The sequence below is a fragment of the Pseudomonas floridensis genome (assembly GCF_002087235.1).
GTDB lineage: Bacteria > Pseudomonadota > Gammaproteobacteria > Pseudomonadales > Pseudomonadaceae > Aquipseudomonas > Aquipseudomonas floridensis.
Genome location: NZ_MUIO01000067.1, coordinates 1 through 16481, shown reverse-complemented (window position 1 = coordinate 16481; position 16481 = coordinate 1). Strand labels below are relative to the sequence as shown.

18 protein-coding genes are annotated in these 16481 nt (G+C 59.5%); 12 read left to right on the top strand and 6 right to left on the bottom strand.

Annotated features, from left to right (window positions below; translation table 11 throughout):
* Positions 1-22: 22 nt before the first annotated feature.
* On the bottom strand, positions 23-427 hold the full coding sequence (locus tag BZK31_RS16680) for a RidA family protein (RefSeq protein ID WP_083184056.1): 405 nt from the start codon (positions 425-427) through the stop codon (positions 23-25).
* A gap of 143 nt (positions 428-570) precedes the next feature.
* Between BZK31_RS16680 and BZK31_RS16675 the strand changes: the two genes are divergently transcribed.
* Complete coding sequence (locus tag BZK31_RS16675; RefSeq protein WP_083184055.1) at positions 571-1488, top strand: LysR family transcriptional regulator; 918 nt, start codon at positions 571-573, stop codon at positions 1486-1488.
* A 21-nt stretch (positions 1489-1509) separates the two neighbouring features.
* Here the strand turns inward: BZK31_RS16675 and BZK31_RS16670 are convergent, their stop codons facing one another.
* Positions 1510-2427 (bottom strand): LysR family transcriptional regulator, encoded by a 918-nt coding sequence (locus BZK31_RS16670; protein ID WP_083184054.1) that lies wholly within the window; start codon positions 2425-2427, stop codon positions 1510-1512.
* A gap of 136 nt (positions 2428-2563) precedes the next feature.
* Here BZK31_RS16670 and BZK31_RS16665 point away from each other — a divergent pair, with 136 nt between their 5' ends.
* The 4 genes from BZK31_RS16665 to uvsE all read left to right on the top strand — a co-directional run bounded on the left by BZK31_RS16665 (position 2564) and on the right by uvsE (position 6454).
* Positions 2564-3322, top strand: coding sequence for a 5-oxoprolinase subunit PxpA (locus BZK31_RS16665; RefSeq protein WP_083184053.1), 759 nt, complete (start codon positions 2564-2566; stop codon positions 3320-3322).
* A gap of 135 nt (positions 3323-3457) precedes the next feature.
* Entirely contained in the window at positions 3458-4330 is an 873-nt protein-coding gene (locus BZK31_RS16660; protein WP_083184052.1) for a 5-oxoprolinase subunit B family protein, read from the top strand.
* Positions 4327-5301, top strand: a complete 975-nt coding sequence (locus tag BZK31_RS16655) for a 5-oxoprolinase subunit C family protein (protein WP_083184051.1) — start codon at positions 4327-4329, stop codon at positions 5299-5301. Before BZK31_RS16660 ends, BZK31_RS16655 begins: the two co-directional genes overlap by 4 nt.
* 100 nt (positions 5302-5401) lie before the next feature.
* Positions 5402-6454 (top strand): UV DNA damage repair endonuclease UvsE, encoded by a 1053-nt coding sequence (gene uvsE / locus BZK31_RS16650; RefSeq protein ID WP_083184050.1) that lies wholly within the window; start codon positions 5402-5404, stop codon positions 6452-6454.
* Here uvsE and BZK31_RS16645 read toward each other — a convergent pair.
* A complete protein-coding gene (locus BZK31_RS16645; protein WP_083184049.1) occupies positions 6443-7039 on the bottom strand; it encodes a TetR/AcrR family transcriptional regulator in 597 nt (198 codons plus the stop codon). The two genes, uvsE and BZK31_RS16645, sit on opposite strands and share 12 nt — an antisense overlap.
* 170 nt (positions 7040-7209) lie before the next feature.
* Between BZK31_RS16645 and BZK31_RS16640 the strand changes: the two genes are divergently transcribed.
* The 5 genes from BZK31_RS16640 (at position 7210) to BZK31_RS16625 (ending at position 10838) form a co-directional block, all read left to right on the top strand.
* Complete coding sequence (locus tag BZK31_RS16640; RefSeq protein WP_083184089.1) at positions 7210-7998, top strand: SDR family NAD(P)-dependent oxidoreductase; 789 nt, start codon at positions 7210-7212, stop codon at positions 7996-7998.
* Between the two features lie 67 nt (positions 7999-8065).
* Positions 8066-8449, top strand: coding sequence for a hypothetical protein (locus BZK31_RS16635; RefSeq protein WP_083184048.1), 384 nt, complete (start codon positions 8066-8068; stop codon positions 8447-8449).
* A 49-nt stretch (positions 8450-8498) separates the two neighbouring features.
* Positions 8499-9500: an NADP-dependent oxidoreductase gene (locus BZK31_RS16630; protein WP_083184047.1), complete on the top strand. Its 1002-nt coding sequence runs from the start codon at positions 8499-8501 to the stop codon at positions 9498-9500.
* A 49-nt stretch (positions 9501-9549) separates the two neighbouring features.
* Positions 9550-9708: a hypothetical protein gene (locus tag BZK31_RS29485; protein WP_157900754.1), complete on the top strand. Its 159-nt coding sequence runs from the start codon at positions 9550-9552 to the stop codon at positions 9706-9708.
* A 212-nt stretch (positions 9709-9920) separates the two neighbouring features.
* Positions 9921-10838, top strand: coding sequence for a hypothetical protein (locus tag BZK31_RS16625; protein ID WP_083184046.1), 918 nt, complete (start codon positions 9921-9923; stop codon positions 10836-10838).
* A 110-nt stretch (positions 10839-10948) separates the two neighbouring features.
* On the opposite strand, the gene BZK31_RS16620 is transcribed toward BZK31_RS16625, so the two are convergent.
* Positions 10949-12223, bottom strand: a complete 1275-nt coding sequence (locus tag BZK31_RS16620; RefSeq protein ID WP_083184045.1) for a glucarate dehydratase family protein — start codon at positions 12221-12223, stop codon at positions 10949-10951.
* A gap of 19 nt (positions 12224-12242) precedes the next feature.
* The gene (locus tag BZK31_RS16615; RefSeq protein WP_208617211.1) at positions 12243-13583 is read right to left on the bottom strand and encodes an MFS transporter; all 1341 of its coding nucleotides are present in this window, start codon (positions 13581-13583) and stop codon (positions 12243-12245) included.
* A 139-nt stretch (positions 13584-13722) separates the two neighbouring features.
* On the opposite strand from BZK31_RS16615, the gene BZK31_RS16610 reads away from it, so the two are divergent.
* Complete coding sequence (locus tag BZK31_RS16610; RefSeq protein WP_083184043.1) at positions 13723-14625, top strand: LysR family transcriptional regulator; 903 nt, start codon at positions 13723-13725, stop codon at positions 14623-14625.
* Between the two features lie 148 nt (positions 14626-14773).
* The gene (locus BZK31_RS16605) at positions 14774-15454 is read left to right on the top strand and encodes an ATPase (RefSeq protein ID WP_083184042.1); all 681 of its coding nucleotides are present in this window, start codon (positions 14774-14776) and stop codon (positions 15452-15454) included.
* Positions 15455-15467: 13 nt separating this feature from the next.
* Here BZK31_RS16605 and BZK31_RS16600 read toward each other — a convergent pair.
* The coding region (locus BZK31_RS16600) for a S8/S53 family peptidase (protein WP_157900753.1) at positions 15468-16481 on the bottom strand (1014 nt) is incomplete at its 5' end.

Sequence of the window (16481 nt, the reverse complement as noted above, 5' to 3'; positions counted from 1 at the left end):
AGGCCAAGCGCTCACGCCGACTTCAATCCGCGCCGCCCTCGGGCAGCCTGGCGATCACTTTTATTTCGAAGTCGAAACCGTACAGCCATGTCACGCCTACGGCAGTGATGTTCGGGAACGGTGCCTGCCCCCAGAACTCAGGGACCACCTGCCAGATTCGCTCGAACTTCGCTTCAGGGTCGACAATGAATACCGTTACATCGATCGCATCATCGAAGGTACAACTGGCTGCCTGCAAAACGGCATTCAGGTTGTTGAACGCCAGCCGGACCTGATTTTCCAGATCCGGTTCCGGCGAGCCATCTTCGCGACTGCCAACCTGGCCGGACACAAACAGAAAGCCGTTGGAGCGCACTGCCGGGGAATAACGGTTGCGTTCGTAAAGGGCTTGGCGACCCGCCGGGAATACCACATCACGCATTGTCATGAGCTGTCTCCATCAAACGGTCAAAACGACCTGAAATCAACGATTGAGTGACTTTAAAGGTCTTGCGTTGCCCGGATAAACCAGCAACTGTAGCCATCACTGTTTGGCATTCGCAAACAATCCGGCGTAAAAGCGGGGGGGAAATGGATCGGTTTGACGCAATGCAGGCGTTCGCGCGAGTGGTGGAAACCGGCAGTTTCACCAAGGCAGCGGGCACCTTGCACATGAGCAAAACCAGCGTGACGCAGTTGGTGCAGCAGTTGGAGGCGCGCCTGGGGGTCAGGTTGCTCAACCGCACCACGCGCAGGGTTAATGTGACCGCCGATGGCGCGGTGTATTACGAACGTGTCGTGCAGTTGCTAGCGGACATGGACGATGCCGAGACCAGCCTGTCCGGTGCCGCCGCGGTGCCGAGGGGGCGATTGCGCGTCGATGTGCCCAGCCCACTGGCCACGCTGCTGTTGATGCCCGCGTTGCCTGCGTTTCATGCGCGTTACCCGGACATTCAGATCGACATGGGCGCCAGCGACCGGATCGTCGATCTGATTGGCGAGAACGTGGACTGCGTGTTGCGCGGCGGCGACATTACCGATCAATCGCTAGTGGCGCGACATGTCGGTGACCTGCAACTTGGGGTCTACGCCGCGCCCGACTATTTGCAGCGCATGGGCTGGCCCGTGCATCCGCAAGACCTTGAGCATTCGCATCATCGGATCGTCGGTTACCTATGGGCCCGCACCGGCAAGGCGCTGCCGTACGCCATGCACCGTGGTGAGGAGAGCATTCGTATTCATGGCCGCTACGCACTGGCGGTAGATGACGGCAACGCCTACCTTGCCGCCGGGCTTGCCGGCATGGGCGTCATCTGGTTACCCGACTATATGGCGCGTCAGCATTTGGCGGCCGGTGGGCTGGTGCCACTGTTCGAGGACTGGCGCCTGGATTCGATGCCGATGTACGTGGCGTTTCCACCCAACCGGCACGTCAGCGTCAAGGTGCGGGTATTTATAGACTGGGTGGTCGAATTGATGGCCGGGCACGCACCGCTCCTGCGCTCTTGACGAGTTGCGGCGGTCTCGGACTCAGCGGCGTGCCAACGACTGCTGCGGTGCCAGAAAAGCGTGATGAAAGTACTGACGGAAAGCCTGCATCGCCGGGCTGAACGCACGCTCGCGGTGCCAGGCGAGGCCCACACTCATAGGCGTGACCTTGTCTGTGACAGTGATGGTTTCGATACGTTTGCCTTCCAGCGACCATGGGCGGTGGACCAGATCCGAAAGTATCGCCACGCCGCTGCCATTGGCGACCATGCTGCGTACCGCTTCCACCGAACTGGTGCGCACGCGCACGTTGGGTTTCTGTTGCGCCATCTGCCAGTAGCGCATCGCGCTCTGTTCGGCTTCATCGACGGTCAGCAGGATATAGGGCTCTTTGGCTACATCGGCGAGGCTGACCACATCGCGCTGGCACAGCGGGTGGTGGCTGGGCAGCCACAGGCGTCGCTCCGAATTGAACAGCGTTTCGGACACGATATCCGGGTGGGTGATGTTTTCGGTGAGGACCACAGCCATGTCGAAGCAACCTTCGAGCAGGCCTTGTTCGATGGACTGACGCTCCTGCTCGTGCACCTGAATCGACACGTCCGGATGCCAGTGTTCCAGGCGCTGCAAATGATGCGGCAAAAAATAACCGATGACCGTGTAGCTGGCGGCCAGGCGCAGCACGCCACTGGCGCGGATGTCGGGCAGCGGACTGTTCAGCGCATCGTCGACACTGCGCAAAATCACATAAGCCCGGTTCAGGAAGTGTCGCCCGGCGTCAGTCAGCGTCATGCCCTGGGCCGAGCGCTGAAACAACAGGCTGCCCAACAATTGCTCCAGCTCTTTGATCGCCGTGGTCACCGCCGATTGGGAAATATTCAGGTGAATCGCCGCCTGGGAAATCTGCCCGATCTCGGCGGTGGCAACGAAGTAACGGATCTGGCGCAGGGTCAGGGACATGGTATTTCCGATGGGCAAGGTATCTGTTTTATAGATAATGGGGTATCTGTTAATAGATCTACCCAAGGGGCTATGGCGAATCTAACGTTGTCCGGGATGCAGTGCAATTTCAGATTACCAGTCAGGAGGGCGCGACATGCAAACGGTCGATTTCAATTCGGACATGGGTGAAAGCTTCGGTGCCTGGACGATCGGCGACGGCGTCGATGCCGAACTCATGACTTTCATCAGCTCAGCCAATGTCGCCACCGGCTTCCACGCGGGCGATCCCGGCACCATGCGTCGTACCGTCGAACAGGCCAAGCGTCTGGGGGTTGCCGTCGGCGCGCACCCGGGTTTTCACGACCTGGTCGGCTTCGGTCGTCGTCATATCCAGGCGCCAGCTCAGGAACTGGTGGACGACATGCTTTATCAGCTCGGTGCCCTGCGTGAAATCGCGCGCGCTCAAGGCGTCAGGCTGCAGCATTTCAAACCTCACGGTGCGCTTTATATGCACCTGGCACGGGACGAGGAGGCCGCCCGACTGCTGGTCGAGAACCTGCAACGGGTGGAGCCCGAACTGTTGCTGTATTGCATGCCGGGGTCAGTGATCTGCAGCATCGCGCAGCAACTCGGGCAGCCGGTGATCCGCGAGTTCTACGCCGACCGGGCTTACGACCTCTCGGGCTCGATTGTCTTTACGCGCAACGTTCAGGCTTACGACCCGGCGGTGGTCGCAGCGCGGGTGCTGCGTGCCTGCCAGGATGGCGTCGTGCGCACGGTCGAAGAAGAGGACCTGGCAATCGAATTCGATTCGATCTGCCTGCACAGCGATACCCCCGGCGCTCTGGATCTGGCCGAGGCCACGCGAGGTGCACTGGATAACGCCGGGATCCGGGTAGTAGCGCCGCGCTGACCCGCTAACCACAGGGTGCGCAGATGCCCGAGTGCCCACAGCGATTTTTGCCTGCCGTTCTCCAACGATTACAAGAGGGACAGATATGGCTGAGTACCACGCCTCAAGAGCGGGACGCCGAAGCGGAGGCAGCGCATGAATGATGCGATTCGCTACAGTTTCGGTGCCGATGAACACCTGTTTGCCGAAGTCAGTGAAAGCATGTCATTGGAGGCGTTCTTCAGGGGAATGGCCGTGACCCGAGCGGTCGAGCGACTGAAGCTCGACGGCGTGCTGGACGTGTGCCTGGCCAATGCCTCGTTCCAGATTCGCTTCGATCCGGACCGCATTGCGCCACATGCGTTGCTCGATGCCGTCAGAACGGCGGAAGCCGGTGCCGTCGCCGAACGCACATTGCAGACCCGGATCATCGAGATTCCGGTGCACTACAACGACCCCTGGACTCATGAAACGCTGATGCGCTTTCGAGATCGCCATCAGGATCCGAATGCCACCGACCTTGAATACGCCGCGCGGATCAACAATCTGGCTGACGTCGATGCGTTCATTGCGGCTCACAGCGGAGCGCCGTGGTTCGTCTCCATGGTCGGTTTCGTCGCCGGACTGCCGTTCATGTTCCAGATGGTCGAACGCGAGCGCCAGTTGCAAGTGCCCAAATACCTGCGCCCGCGCACCGATACGCCCAAGCTGACCCTAGGCCACGGCGGCTGTTTTGGCTGCATCTATTCGGTACGCGGTGCGGGCGGTTACCAGATGTTCGGCGTCACTCCCGCACCGATTTACGACCCGCAGCAACAGCTGGGCTATTTGAAAGAGCACATGGTGTTCTTCCGACCGGGCGACATCGTGCAGTTCAAGCCCATCGACCGCCAGGCCTATGACGTTGCGGTCGCCGAAGTGGACGCAGGGCGTTTCGACCTGCGGATTCGACCGGTCGAGTTTTCCCTGGACCGGTTTCTGGCTGACCCCGCCGGGTATCCGGCGTCATTGCAGGAGGTGCTGGCATGATCAAGGTGCTCAAGCCGGGCCTGGCCACATCGGTTCAGGACCTTGGCCGCGAAGGCTATTACCACCTGGGCATTCCTCCGTCCGGCGCGCTCGATCAGTACGCGCTCAGCGCCGCCAATCAACTGGTTGGCAATTCGTCCAATGCGGCGGGACTCGAGTGCACGCTGGTGGGACCGGAGCTGGAGTTCCAGTCCGATGCGCTGGTGGCGGTGTGCGGTGCGCACATGACCCCGCGCCTTGACGGCAAGGACATGCATCACGACACCGCATTCGCCGTGAAGGCCGGGCAAGTGCTGCGCTTCGATTTTCCCAAGGACGGAGCCCGTGCCTATCTGGCGGTCGCGGGCGGCATTGATGTGCCGCTGGTGTTGGGCAGTCGCTCGACCTACACACTCGGTGCGCTGGGCGGTTTCGAAGGACGACGGCTGGTCGCCGATGATCATTTGCCAATCGGAACGCCCAGCGGCAAAGGTCGGGTTGGGGCCAGCTTGCCGATGGCCTTGCGTCAGTCGTTGGGCGGCGAGGTGTATCTACGCGTGGTGCCGGGTTTGTACTACGAGCGTCTTACGGAATATGCCGCGACCAGCTTCTTCGCTGAATCCTGGACGGTCGGTTCGGAGGCGGACCGTATCGGCTACCGCTTCAAGGGCGGCAAGGCGTTGACCTTCCAGCCACGTGAGCAGCCGTTCGGTGCAGGGTCTGACCCGTCGAACATCGTCGACAGCTGTTACCCGATCGGCTCCATTCAGGTGCCAGCGGGGCTCGAACCCATCGTTCTGCACCGCGATGCCGTGTCCGGCGGTGGCTACGCGATGATTGGCACCGTCATCAGCGCCGACCTGGATCTGATTGGTCAGATGCAGCCCAATCAGAAGGCGCGTTTTATTGCCGTGACGCTGGAGGACGCTCTGCAGGCCAGAAAGTCTTACAAGAAGAAACTTGCCCGCCTGGGCGAGCTGTTTCCGTCCTGATACCTGATGCGAGCGGGGTTAGGTTGTAAACGCATGGGATGACCTGACGCTGGAGCTGTCTACACCCGGACTGTAGCCATTATCCGTATCAGGACGTTCCATGACCCAACCCCGCATCGGCTTCGCCTGCCTGTATCGGCATCCCGACCGTGAGCTTTCGCCCCGCCAGTTGAAAACCATTGAAGGTGCGCTCAATCCGCGTACCACCACGTTGCGCTGGATGGACAGTGTTACGCCGCAAACAGGTCGCGACCGGCTGATTGAAGTGGTCACCCACAACCTGGCGGCGCAGTTGCGTCTGCTGGCCTGGGTTGCCGGATTGCCGCCGATGTTGCGCATGGTGCGCCTGAGCAGTGACTTGTTGCCGTTCTACAGTCACCCCAAGGTTGCGGTGTTTTATCAGGAGCCGGTCATCAAACATCAGACCGAGTCGGGTTTCGCGGCAATGGGCGAGCTTGCCAGAGCCTCCGGTATTCGTCTGTCGTTTCATCCCGGACAGTATTGTGTGCTGGGCTCGGACAAGCCTGCAGTGGTCGAAAACAGCCTGGCCGAATTCGAGTACCACGCAGACATGATCCGCATGATGGGCTACGGCCAGCGTTTCCAGGATTTCAAATGCAACGTGCACATCGCCGGGGCATCGGGCGGCGAGGGCATCCGTGCGGTCTGGCCGCGATTGTCCGAAGTGGCGCGCAACTGCATCACCTTCGAGAACGAAGAACGAACCTACGGCGTCGACGACTGCCTGGCGCTGGCTGACCTTGCCCCAGTGGTGCTGGATATCCACCACTGCTGGATCAACGAAAACGATTACATCTCGCCTGATTCGGCGCGTGTCGCGCGGGTTATCGAAAGCTGGCGCGGGGTCAGGCCTGTAATGCATTATTCGCAGCCGCAGGAGCGATTGCAGGAACTGGGTTTCACCGCCGACCGCAAACTGGACATGGATGAGCTGTTGAGCGTGTTGCCCAAACGCGAGCTTTACGCCCACAGCGCGCAGATGTGGAATCGCTGGACCAATGAGTACGCGCTGCAGTTTCTCGACCGCTTCGACATCATGCTGGAGGCCAAGGACAAGAACCTGGCCTCGTTAGCGTTCTACGAGCAATTCGTCATGGCTGAAGGGGCGCAACGTGGTGAATCAGTTGACTGACTCAGCGCTTTCAGACAGCTTGGCCGCCTGACTGAGCATCGTTGCCCGGCAGGCCTCGAGAATCTCGTCTGCCAGCTTTGAATCGCTCGGGACGGCGCGCGACAACATCACTGCGCCGACAGCATGGGCCAGCATGTCCAGCAGCGCCGCCCGCGAGGAGGCCTGAGCACACTCTGGCTGTGCGTCGGTGTCGGGCGAAAGAGTGGTGATCAACTGTTCGATGCCATTGGCAAAAACGTTCTTGACCTCATCCGACTGACGTGACGCATCACCGCCGAGTGCTGCCATCGTGCAGCCAGTGGCCACATCATCGCGATGCGCTCTGCTCAGGTAATACTCGAGGAAACGGGCAGGACTCACGCCGGCTGACTGCTCCACAATTTTCGACATGCTGCAGGCAGCCGCCTCAGCCATCAGGTCCGCCTTGGACCCGAAGTGTTTGTAAAACCCGCCATGGGTGAAACCGGCTGCAGCCATCAGGTCTGCCACGCCCACCCCGTCATAGCCATGTGCGCGAAATTGCACCGACGCCGTTTCGACGATGTGCGCGCGGTTTGCTTGTGCCTGCGCTTTGGTAACCCTCATTTTCAGACGCCCCTGTGCGTATGCGATCCAATCAAGGTCGGACTATAGCATTGATGTTAACCATCATTAAAGTTGTTGACGGTTATGATGTTGGTCATCATCATTAGTGCACGTCTGGTGCGCCGTTGACCGGGCGCATCACCTATCCCTTTCTGCAAGAGAGCAATTACATGACCACGCTTCCTTCCGTTCTTGTCACAGGTGCGTCCACCGGCATTGGCGCCGTCTACGCCGAACGTTTCGCGGGCCGCGGCCACGATCTGGTACTGGTTGCCCGCGATAAGGCGCGCATGGAAACCCTCGCTGCACGTCTGCGCGAGGAGCACGCTGTCGCAGTCGAAGTGCTGCAGGCGGACCTGACCAATGGTCATGATCTGGCCGCTGTGGAAAAGCGCCTGCGTGAAGATGCCCGCATCGGTGTGCTGATCAATAACGCCGGCGTCGCTCAGACGGGCGGTTTTCTCGATCAGAGTGCCGCCAGCATTGATCAGTTGATCACCCTCAACATCACTGCACTGACCCGACTCGCCACTGCCATCGCGCGACGTCTGGCCCAAGCGGGCGAGGGCGCAATCGTCAACGTCGCGTCGGTGGTGGGCCTCGCTCCGGAGTTCGGCATGACGGTTTATGGCGCGTCCAAAGCGTTCGTTACGTTTCTTTCGCAGGGCATGAGTCTGGAACTGAGCGATAAAGGCGTCTACGTCCAGGCGGTGCTGCCGGCAGCCACACGGACCGAGATCTGGGGGCGTGCCGGGATTGATATCAATACCATCGCCGACATCATGGAGGTCTATGATCTGGTGGACGCAGCGCTGGTGGGCTACGACCGCCGCGAACCGGTCACCATTCCGCCGCTGCATGACGGTGCCCGCTGGGACGCGCTGCAGGGCGCGCGTCAGGGCCTGCTCAGTCAGATTCGTCAGGCAGAAGTCGCCGAACGTTATCAAACGGTTTCCTGATCCGCGTTTCGCCGGATTCGCCCCCGAATCCCGGTAACCCCTTCAATAATCACCTGGGTGAAAAGCCATGAAGTTTCGTCATCTCGCAACCGTGAGCGCCATTCTGTTCTGGGCGCTCGCAGTGTCCTGGATGTGTGTCCCCGCGCAAATGCTGGCGAACTGGGGCGTGGGGTTTTCCAGTGAGACGGGGCTGGTCAGTCGACGTGCCGCGGCCTTGTATGCCGGTATCGGCGTGATGCTGTTCATGGCCCGTCATGCCGTACCGTCGTTGACCCGCTCAGCGCTGGTCGGCGGTTTGGTCACCGCCTGCCTGATCCTCGCCGCACTCGGTGTGTTCGAGTTGGTGGCAGGTCATGCGACCCCGGCAATTCTATCGGCGGTGGTGATTGAGGTCCTGCTGTCGCTGGCCTTCCTGGTCGTCCAGCGCCGTGAACGCCATCACGCGCATTGAAGCCACGTGAGTGGTCGAGCCCTTCGCATTTACAGAGAATTTAGCCTCCATGAAAGCATTCATCATCGACCGTTATGCAAAGACAGAAGTCGGTCGGATTGGCGAAATGCCCGATCCACGCCTCGGGCCGCACGATGTGTTGATTCAGGTCCACGCCGCAGGCGTCAATATGCTGGACGTCAAGATAAGGAGCGGCGAATTCAAACTGCTGCTGCCATACACGCTTCCCTTGGTGCTGGGCAACGATGTGGCCGGCGTGGTGATCGCGGTCGGATCACGGGTTACAGGCTTCAGGCCTGGTGACGAGGTCTATGCACGCCCCGAGCAGGCGCGTATCGGCAGCTTTGCCGAGCGTATCTGCGTGCGTGAGGATTCCCTGGCACTCAAACCGGCGCATCTGAACATGGTGCAGGCAGCCTCTGTGCCGTTGGTGGCGCTGACGGCATGGCAAGTGCTGGTGGAGACCGCCCGACTGAAAAAGGGCCAGCGAGTCCTGATTCATGCAGGTTCCGGTGGCGTTGGCACGCTCGCTATTCAGTTGGCCAAACACCTTGGCGCGTTCGTCGCAACCACTACAGGCACCGACAACGTCGAGTGGGTCAAGGCGCTCGGCGCGGATGTGGTGATCGACTACAAGACCCAGAACTTCGAAACCTTGCTGCAGGGCTATGACGTGGTGCTCAACAGTCTGGATTCAGAGACGCTGGAAAAGTCGCTCAAGGTCTTGAAGCCGGGCGGGCACCTGATTTCCATCTCCGGTCCGCCGACGGCGGCGTTTGCCAAAGAACAGAAGCTGAATTGGGTGATGCAGCGGGTCATGGGCCTGTTGAGCTACGGCATCCGCAAAAAGGCGCGCAAGCATAACGTGACCTACAGCTTTGTATTCATGCGTGCCAGCAGCGTTCAACTGCAGGAAATCACCAGACTGATCGAAGCCGGAATCATCAAACCGATCCTGGACAGATCCTTTCCATTCGAGCAGACCGCCGAAGCGCTGGCCTATGTGGAGCAGGGCAGGGCCAAGGGCAAAGTTGTGGTGCAGATGAGGTGATGTACAGGGTGAGCGCATTGAATAATTGTGAAAAAGCCAGAGACGCTGCATGAACGACGATGACGTTTTGGCGCCGCTTGCCGGTCAGGATCTGTGTCCCTCCGAGCCTGAAGAGGCTTTCGATGAGCCCTGTACGCAGAACGAAGCGCCGCTCCGTCCTGAGTCAGGGAAAGCCATCCTCTGGCGACCTTTGCTGCTGGAGCAATAGCGCGTCATGCCAGATTCATCGTGGCCCTTTTCCGTTGTTCCATTCAGGATTGCAGCAGTCGTCGGGGTCTGTAGCGCTGTTCCCACACAGCTTTCAGAAAATCTTGACGATTGACGGCGAATCAGCAAGTGCTGGGCGCTGTGCGCTTAATGGATAGTTGTACGGCGTGAAACCGCAGAAGATGAACGATACAGAGAGGGAGAACGCAAGGAATGTTCGTGTTTGAATGGATACTGGGTAGATATAAAAACTTGAGTTGGCCGGGACGCTGTTATGCGATTTCAACATTAATCGCGTTCGCTGCAATGCTGACCACTCCGCTCATGGGAATAGCGGTCTTGCATTACGCCGTCGTACTTTCATCGATTGGCTTCATTGCAGGCTTTATGATGTGGTGCCGGGGCGCAGTGATGTGGATGGCCTCTGTATGGGACAAGCCATTTGGAAAGACTCCGGTTGTCATACTCAACTTGATGGTGTTGCTGATCTCAACGGTCCTCGCACGCTGGCTGGTTTCGGTTGCACTGGGGCTGCCACCTCAATCATTCGATGTCACCGTGGGTTTTCTCGCGTTGATTTTCTACCTTCCGGCGTGGATGTTCATTATTGCGTCCTGCCTGTCAGTGCTGGGTCTGGTTTTATTGATCGTTGCCGGCGTCGGGGCGATGCTGAGCATTCCGCTCGGCTACATGGCGGCATTTTTGAACATGATCGGCCTGCAGTCTTACCTGCGCAGAATGCGCGAAAGAATCGCTCCCTTGACGTCGGCCTTCAAAGATTTGTTAGGGCATTCGGCAGGCGCATTTTTCGCAGGCTCCATATTGATGGTGACCTACGTGGAGTTGACCTCGAATTTTCAACCCTGGGTGTATTCATCGGTCAGGCTTATTGCTGTTATCAGTGATTTTCAACCGGCGGCAAACTATCCGGGCGTCGGCGCTGGAGAATTTATCCATCCCTTGGAGAACGGATTTGTGGCCGTTGCGAAAGAGATGAGCGATCACGGGATGAGCATTACAGTCAAGAAGCAGATTGAAGACTTTGATTCCGATCCTCACCCGACCATACCGTCTATCCCGTCTTTCAAAGTGATGATGAACGAAGTGTCTGGAGGTTTTACACGCGAATAGCGATAGGCGCTGAAGGCCTTACTGTCCCAAGCCTGAAGCCGCGCAAGGCGGTTATCTATTCGTATCTGGCATGGCGCGGCGCGCAAACAGGCTGCGCCATGCCAGACACCTCAATACCTGGGCTTCACTGCCTTCCACTCAGGCTTGTACTTCTGCATCTGCTTCACATCGTCACGCTGGCGTATGCCGCAGCTCAGATACTGGTCATTGAGCTTGCCGAGCTGGTCGTAGTCCAGTTCAAGGCCCAGGCCTGGTTCGCGGGTGATGTTGACGCAGCCGTCGACGATGGGCAGCTTGCCGCCCTTGATGACTTCTTCGTCCGGCTCTTGCCACGGGTAATGAGTATCGCAAGCGTAGTCGAGGTTGGGCACGGAGGCGGCGACATGGGTCATGGCCATGAGGCTGATGCCCAAGTGTGAGTTGGAGTGCATCGACACGCCCAGGCCGAAGGTGTCGCACATCTTCGCCAAGGCCTGAGTGTCGCGCAGGCCGCCCCAGTAGTGGTGGTCGGCAAGCACGATCTGCACGCTGTCCAGTGCGACGCTGCGGCGCAGTTCGTCGAAGTCCGTGACCACCATGTTGGTCGCCAGCGGCAGCCCGGTGCGTCGATGCAGTTCAGACATGCCGTCCAGGCCAGGGGTGGGGTCTTCGTAGTATTGCAGGTCATCGCCCAGCAGCCCGGCCATACGAATCGAGGTTTCCAGCGACCAGTTGCCGTTGGGGTCGATACGCAGCGGGTAGCCGGGAAACGCTCGTTTCAGGGCCTTGATACACGACACTTCATGTTCCGGTTCCAGCGCGCCGGCCTTGAGTTTAATGCTCTTGAAGCCATAGGCCTCGATCATCCGCCGCGCCTGGGCAACGATCTGTTCTTCGCTCAGCGCTTCGCCCCAACTGTCTGGCGCGTAGGGTGAGTCGGCGTGCTGTGCATATTTGAAGAACAGGTAGGCGCTGAATGGCACCCGATCACGCACTGCGCCACCCAGCAGGTCGACCAGCGGCACGTTGATCGAGCGCGCCTGCAGGTCGAGAAACGCCACTTCGAACGCTGAATAGGCGTTGCTTACCGCTTTGCTGGCGTGAGAACCGGGCGCCAGCTCTGCGCCCACAAGACTGGTCGGCTTGTGTGCGGCCACTGTGGCCTGGACGATGCTGCGCAACTGCGCGAGGTTGAAGGGGTCAAGGCCGATCAATTGGCTCTGCACCTGTTGCTGGATGGCCAGCGCAGGTGCATCGCCATAACTTTCGCCCAGTCCGATATAGCCGTTGTCGCTTTCCACCTCGATGATCGAGCGCAGGGCGAAGGGTTCGTGAATGCCGCTGGCGTTGAGCAGCGGCGGATCGCGAAAGGCGATGGGGGTTACAGTGACGCGGATGATTTTCAAAGGACAGTCTCCCGGATAATCAGGGCTTGAGGCTGGAATGGGTGCCGAGCGGGGCGGCGTGCAACGTCGCCGACTCAGCCTTGGACGGGCGGCGCGTATCACCTCGCGGGGTGGTGCGGGCAAAGAAGATCACCACGGCTGCCAGCAAAGACGTCGCCGCAAGACCGTAGAGGCCACCCTGAATGGAGCCGGTGGTCTGCTCCAGAAAGCCGAACGCAGTCGGCGCGACGAAGCCGCCGAGGTTGCCGATGGAATTGATCAGCGCAATCACTGCTGCAGCGATACGCGCATCCAGGTAGCCCTGCGGGATGGGCCAGAACAGCGCCGACGCGGCTTTGAAGCCGATTGCGGCAAAGCAGATGGCCACGAAGGCAAAGATCGGTCCACCGGTGGTCGACATGAACATGCCGAAGGCGGCGATGACCAACGTCACCGCGACCCACGCCTGTTGATGCTTGAAGCGAGCGGCCAGGGCGGCAAAGCCGTACATGGCGACAATCGAAATCAGCCATGGCACCGAGTTGAACAGGCCGACTTCGAAGTCCGACAGACTGCCCATCTTGCGGATCATGCTGGGCAGCCAAAACGTGGCACCGTAGATGGTCAGCGCGACCGAGAAGTAAATGAAGCAAAACAGCATGATCTGTCGGTCAGCCAGCAGCTTGAACACGGAAGGCCGGACGGTTTGCGTCGCTTCCCGGGCACGCTGTTCTTCGGCGATGGTGTCGACCAGCGCGGATTTCTCTTCATCGCTGAGCCATTTGGCTTCGTGGGGGTGCGACTGCAACCAGAACCAGACGAAACCGCACAGCACAATCGAGGCGAAACCTTCGATCAAAAACATCCACTGCCAGCCATGCAGGCTCATGCCGCTGATGCCCAGCAGTGCGCCGGATAACGGTCCGGAAATCACCGAAGCGATCGCCGAGCCGCTCAAGAACAGCGCCATGGCCTTGCCGCGATCACTGGCAGGCAGCCATTGGGTGAAGTAATAAATGATGCCGGGAAAAAAACCGGCCTCTGCGGCCCCCAATATGAAACGCAGCACATAGAAGCTGGTTTCGCCCTGGACGAAGGCCATGGCCATTGCGGCCGCACCCCAGGTGAACATGATGCGGGTCAGCCAGGCGCGGGCACCGTAGCGTTGCAGCAACATATTGGAAGGGACTTCGAACAGTGCATAACCGACGAAGAACAGCCCGGCACCCAATCCGTAGGCGGCCGCGCCGATGCCCAGATCGGTTTCCAGATGGCTGCGTACAAAACCGATGTTGACCCGGTCGATGTAATTGACGATGAACATCACCACGAACAGCGGTAGCACGTGGCGCTTCACTTTGCTGGCCGCACGGGCAAGCACCGTGGGGTCCGACACGTAGAGGACGGTATTCAAGGGGCAACTCCCATTCATTGTTTTTTTGGGGATGAGCCGATCATGGACGCTGGGATTATTCCCGTCTAATCTAGTTTTTGATTTGATTGATACCTGGAATGAATCAATGTTTGAGCTGGCGCAACTTCGCTGTTTCACCACCGTGGCCACTGAATTGAATTTTCGTCGAGCGGCCGAGCGCTTGAACATGACGCAACCGCCGCTGAGCCGACAGATCCAGTTACTGGAGCACAACCTGGGCGTCGAACTGTTCACCCGCAGCACGCGCAGCGTGGCCCTGACCGCCGCCGGTCGAGCGTTTTTCATCGAGGCGCAGACATTGTTGGAGCGCGCCCAGCAGGCGGCCATTTCCGCCCGCCGCTTTGCCGAAGGCGACATCGGTTCGGTAACCATCAGTTTCGTTGGCAGCGCGGTGTACGAATTCCTGCCCAGGGTCATCGCCGAAGCACGGCTCAATCAGCCGCAGGTGAAGATTTCACTCACCGAGATGAACACTTACCAGCAACACGAAGCGCTCAGGGCACGGCGTATCGACCTGGGGATCGTGCGGGCGCCGCTGTTTCAGCCAGGCTATGAAACCGAATGCCTGGTGCGCGAACCGTTCGTGCTGGCGGTGCCGGGCGGACATCCACTGGCGCACGCCGACACGGTCAAGGTCGAGGACCTGGATGGCGTGCCGTTTCTGATGTACTCGCACTCGGCTTATCCGCCGTTCAACGAGTTGCTCACCGGCATGTTTCGCTCGGCACGGGTCGCTCCGGAGTATGTGCAATGGCTGGGTTCATCACTGACCATTCTGGCGCTGGTCAATGCTGGCATGGGCCTGGCGCTGGTGCCGCGGTGCGCGACCAATGTGGTGTTCAAAGACGTGGTGTTTCGCGAGATCGATCTGGGTGAGGGCGTGCAGAGCGAGTTGCATCTGGTATGGCGTAGCGATAACGACAACCCGGCGTGCAGGATGCTGCTCGAGGCCATTCGTGCGGCGGTGAGAACCGACATGAAAAGCTGAATACGTTGCCGAAATCGCTCGCAATTCATGGCTGTCTACTATCATTCGTTCAATCGATAGTCACCATCAAGAAAGGCAAGTTCTGTTTTTTCGGCAAAGGAGGAGGATGGCGTCATAGCCACTTGCTCCACACAGAAGGAAACGAACGATGAAGATTTTCAACCTGCTGACAGTTGTCGCTGTTTTGCTTGGTGCACCGCTGGCCACTTCGTCCGTTTCCGCTGCCAGCCACCTGGACACGCAGGCCTGTTACCTGCAACCCGTGACCGACAGTGCCACCAGTCTTCAGCACACCCAGTCAGTCGGCGTGCTGTACAGCGAAAATACCGTCAGCAATCTCCAATACCTGACCCGCTACCATGCCGTGGCCGAGCGCAGTGCGAGAAACCCTGCGCTGGACGCGCGTATCCGCGATGCTTTTATCAGCAGTTCAGACCCGAAGCTTGCGATCGACTGGCTGACGGCGTCCCTGCAGAACCAGTTCGCTTCAGTGACCGTCTACGACAACCTGGATGCTCTGATACAGGCTCGGCCTGACGTGGTGGTAATGCTCGACACCTACAACCGTCTGGTGAGTAAACGTAACAATCAGGTCGAGGCGCGTTATATGGCCCGCTTCTACGACACCAATCTGCAATACATCGGCAAGGCCGAGGGCGTGACTGGCCGGGAGTTGCCCTCGGTGTGGGTCAAGGGCAAGGCGGCAGCGGAAATCGCTGCGCAGATCGATCAGCAACGCGAGCTGCAGGTCACTGCTCTCAAGCAATTCGATGCCTCGCTCAAGGCGCTGGTCATGCAGGCCGAGCGGGCACAAGTCGCGGCCAACTGAATCGTCACGCCTCTCAGCGCACCCGATCACGGCTCTGCACCGCAAGGTCCAGAGCCTTTTGCATGTCCAGCCGTGCCGAGCGGCCCACATCCTTGTCGTGCAGTTTGAACTCGCGCTCGGACGGCAGGATCGGCGCGGTCAGGTCATCGGCACCTACCGGCTCGAAATCGTAGTTGCTGCCGATGGTCATGGCGCTGCGGCGCAGCAGCATGCGGATCTGTTCAGGGGTCAGTTTTGGGTTGATCGACAGCATGGCGGCGACCATGCCCGTGACCATTGGCGTGGCGTAGGACGTGCCGCAATGCACCGCCCCCTGTTCGTCGACCTTGGCGGTGGATGCACGGGTGCAGGCCGAGGCCATGATGTCGACGCGCATGTCGACATTGGAAGACGCGCGCTTTTCGACGTAGGCGGGGTCGTTCACGGCGATGTCATCGCGCTCGGTGCGTTGATGTCCGCCAACCACCAGCAATTGATCGGTGATAAAGGAGGAGGGCAGCCGGTATTCGTCGGTGCTGGAGAAAGAAGAGCCGTTGCCTGCCGAGTTCACCACCAGTACATCCGGATGTTTCTCCCGCAGCCAGAGGAAGAATTCTTCCAGCAGTTCCTCATAACCGGACATCGCAAGCCCTGATCGCAGCAGCGAGTCGACATCATCACCCTCAATGTTTTTCGCGCCGATCCGGTGAATGCCCCAGCTCCAGTTCAGCACCTTGACGCCGTCTTCGACCAGATTGACCGAGGCCGCCACATTGGCGGTGATTCCGGCGTCGGAGTTACGCTCAACGATCACGTCGAAACCCTGACTTGCGCCGTCCAGTGATTTGAGAAAACCGCTGTTGCCGCCTTTACCCGTGTCGGCCGCAAGAATGCCCGTCACAGTGGTGCCATGTCCGTCGGGCCTGCCTGCATCTCTGGCGAAGACGCAGGTGCGGGGTGCGCCACTGTGGCAATCGCCCCGATAGTCAGCGAAGTCCGGGCTGTCGAAATCCACGTTGCGTTCGATGATGCCGATCCGGATCGGCAC

What these genes read in the sequence shown, in the direction of transcription:
- BZK31_RS16680 (WP_083184056.1), bottom strand. Translation starts at nt 427, where the DNA reads ATGACAATGCGTGATGTGGTATTCCCGGCGGGTCGCCAAGCCCTTTAC.
- BZK31_RS16675 (WP_083184055.1), top strand. Translation starts at nt 571, where the DNA reads ATGGATCGGTTTGACGCAATGCAGGCGTTCGCGCGAGTGGTGGAAACC.
- BZK31_RS16670 (WP_083184054.1), bottom strand. Translation starts at nt 2,427, where the DNA reads ATGTCCCTGACCCTGCGCCAGATCCGTTACTTCGTTGCCACCGCCGAG.
- BZK31_RS16665 (WP_083184053.1), top strand. Translation starts at nt 2,564, where the DNA reads ATGCAAACGGTCGATTTCAATTCGGACATGGGTGAAAGCTTCGGTGCC.
- BZK31_RS16660 (WP_083184052.1), top strand. Translation starts at nt 3,458, where the DNA reads ATGAATGATGCGATTCGCTACAGTTTCGGTGCCGATGAACACCTGTTT.
- BZK31_RS16655 (WP_083184051.1), top strand. Translation starts at nt 4,327, where the DNA reads ATGATCAAGGTGCTCAAGCCGGGCCTGGCCACATCGGTTCAGGACCTT.
- uvsE (WP_083184050.1), top strand. Translation starts at nt 5,402, where the DNA reads ATGACCCAACCCCGCATCGGCTTCGCCTGCCTGTATCGGCATCCCGAC.
- BZK31_RS16645 (WP_083184049.1), bottom strand. Translation starts at nt 7,039, where the DNA reads ATGAGGGTTACCAAAGCGCAGGCACAAGCAAACCGCGCGCACATCGTC.
- BZK31_RS16640 (WP_083184089.1), top strand. Translation starts at nt 7,210, where the DNA reads ATGACCACGCTTCCTTCCGTTCTTGTCACAGGTGCGTCCACCGGCATT.
- BZK31_RS16635 (WP_083184048.1), top strand. Translation starts at nt 8,066, where the DNA reads ATGAAGTTTCGTCATCTCGCAACCGTGAGCGCCATTCTGTTCTGGGCG.
- BZK31_RS16630 (WP_083184047.1), top strand. Translation starts at nt 8,499, where the DNA reads ATGAAAGCATTCATCATCGACCGTTATGCAAAGACAGAAGTCGGTCGG.
- BZK31_RS29485 (WP_157900754.1), top strand. Translation starts at nt 9,550, where the DNA reads ATGAACGACGATGACGTTTTGGCGCCGCTTGCCGGTCAGGATCTGTGT.
- BZK31_RS16625 (WP_083184046.1), top strand. Translation starts at nt 9,921, where the DNA reads ATGTTCGTGTTTGAATGGATACTGGGTAGATATAAAAACTTGAGTTGG.
- BZK31_RS16610 (WP_083184043.1), top strand. Translation starts at nt 13,723, where the DNA reads ATGTTTGAGCTGGCGCAACTTCGCTGTTTCACCACCGTGGCCACTGAA.
- BZK31_RS16605 (WP_083184042.1), top strand. Translation starts at nt 14,774, where the DNA reads ATGAAGATTTTCAACCTGCTGACAGTTGTCGCTGTTTTGCTTGGTGCA.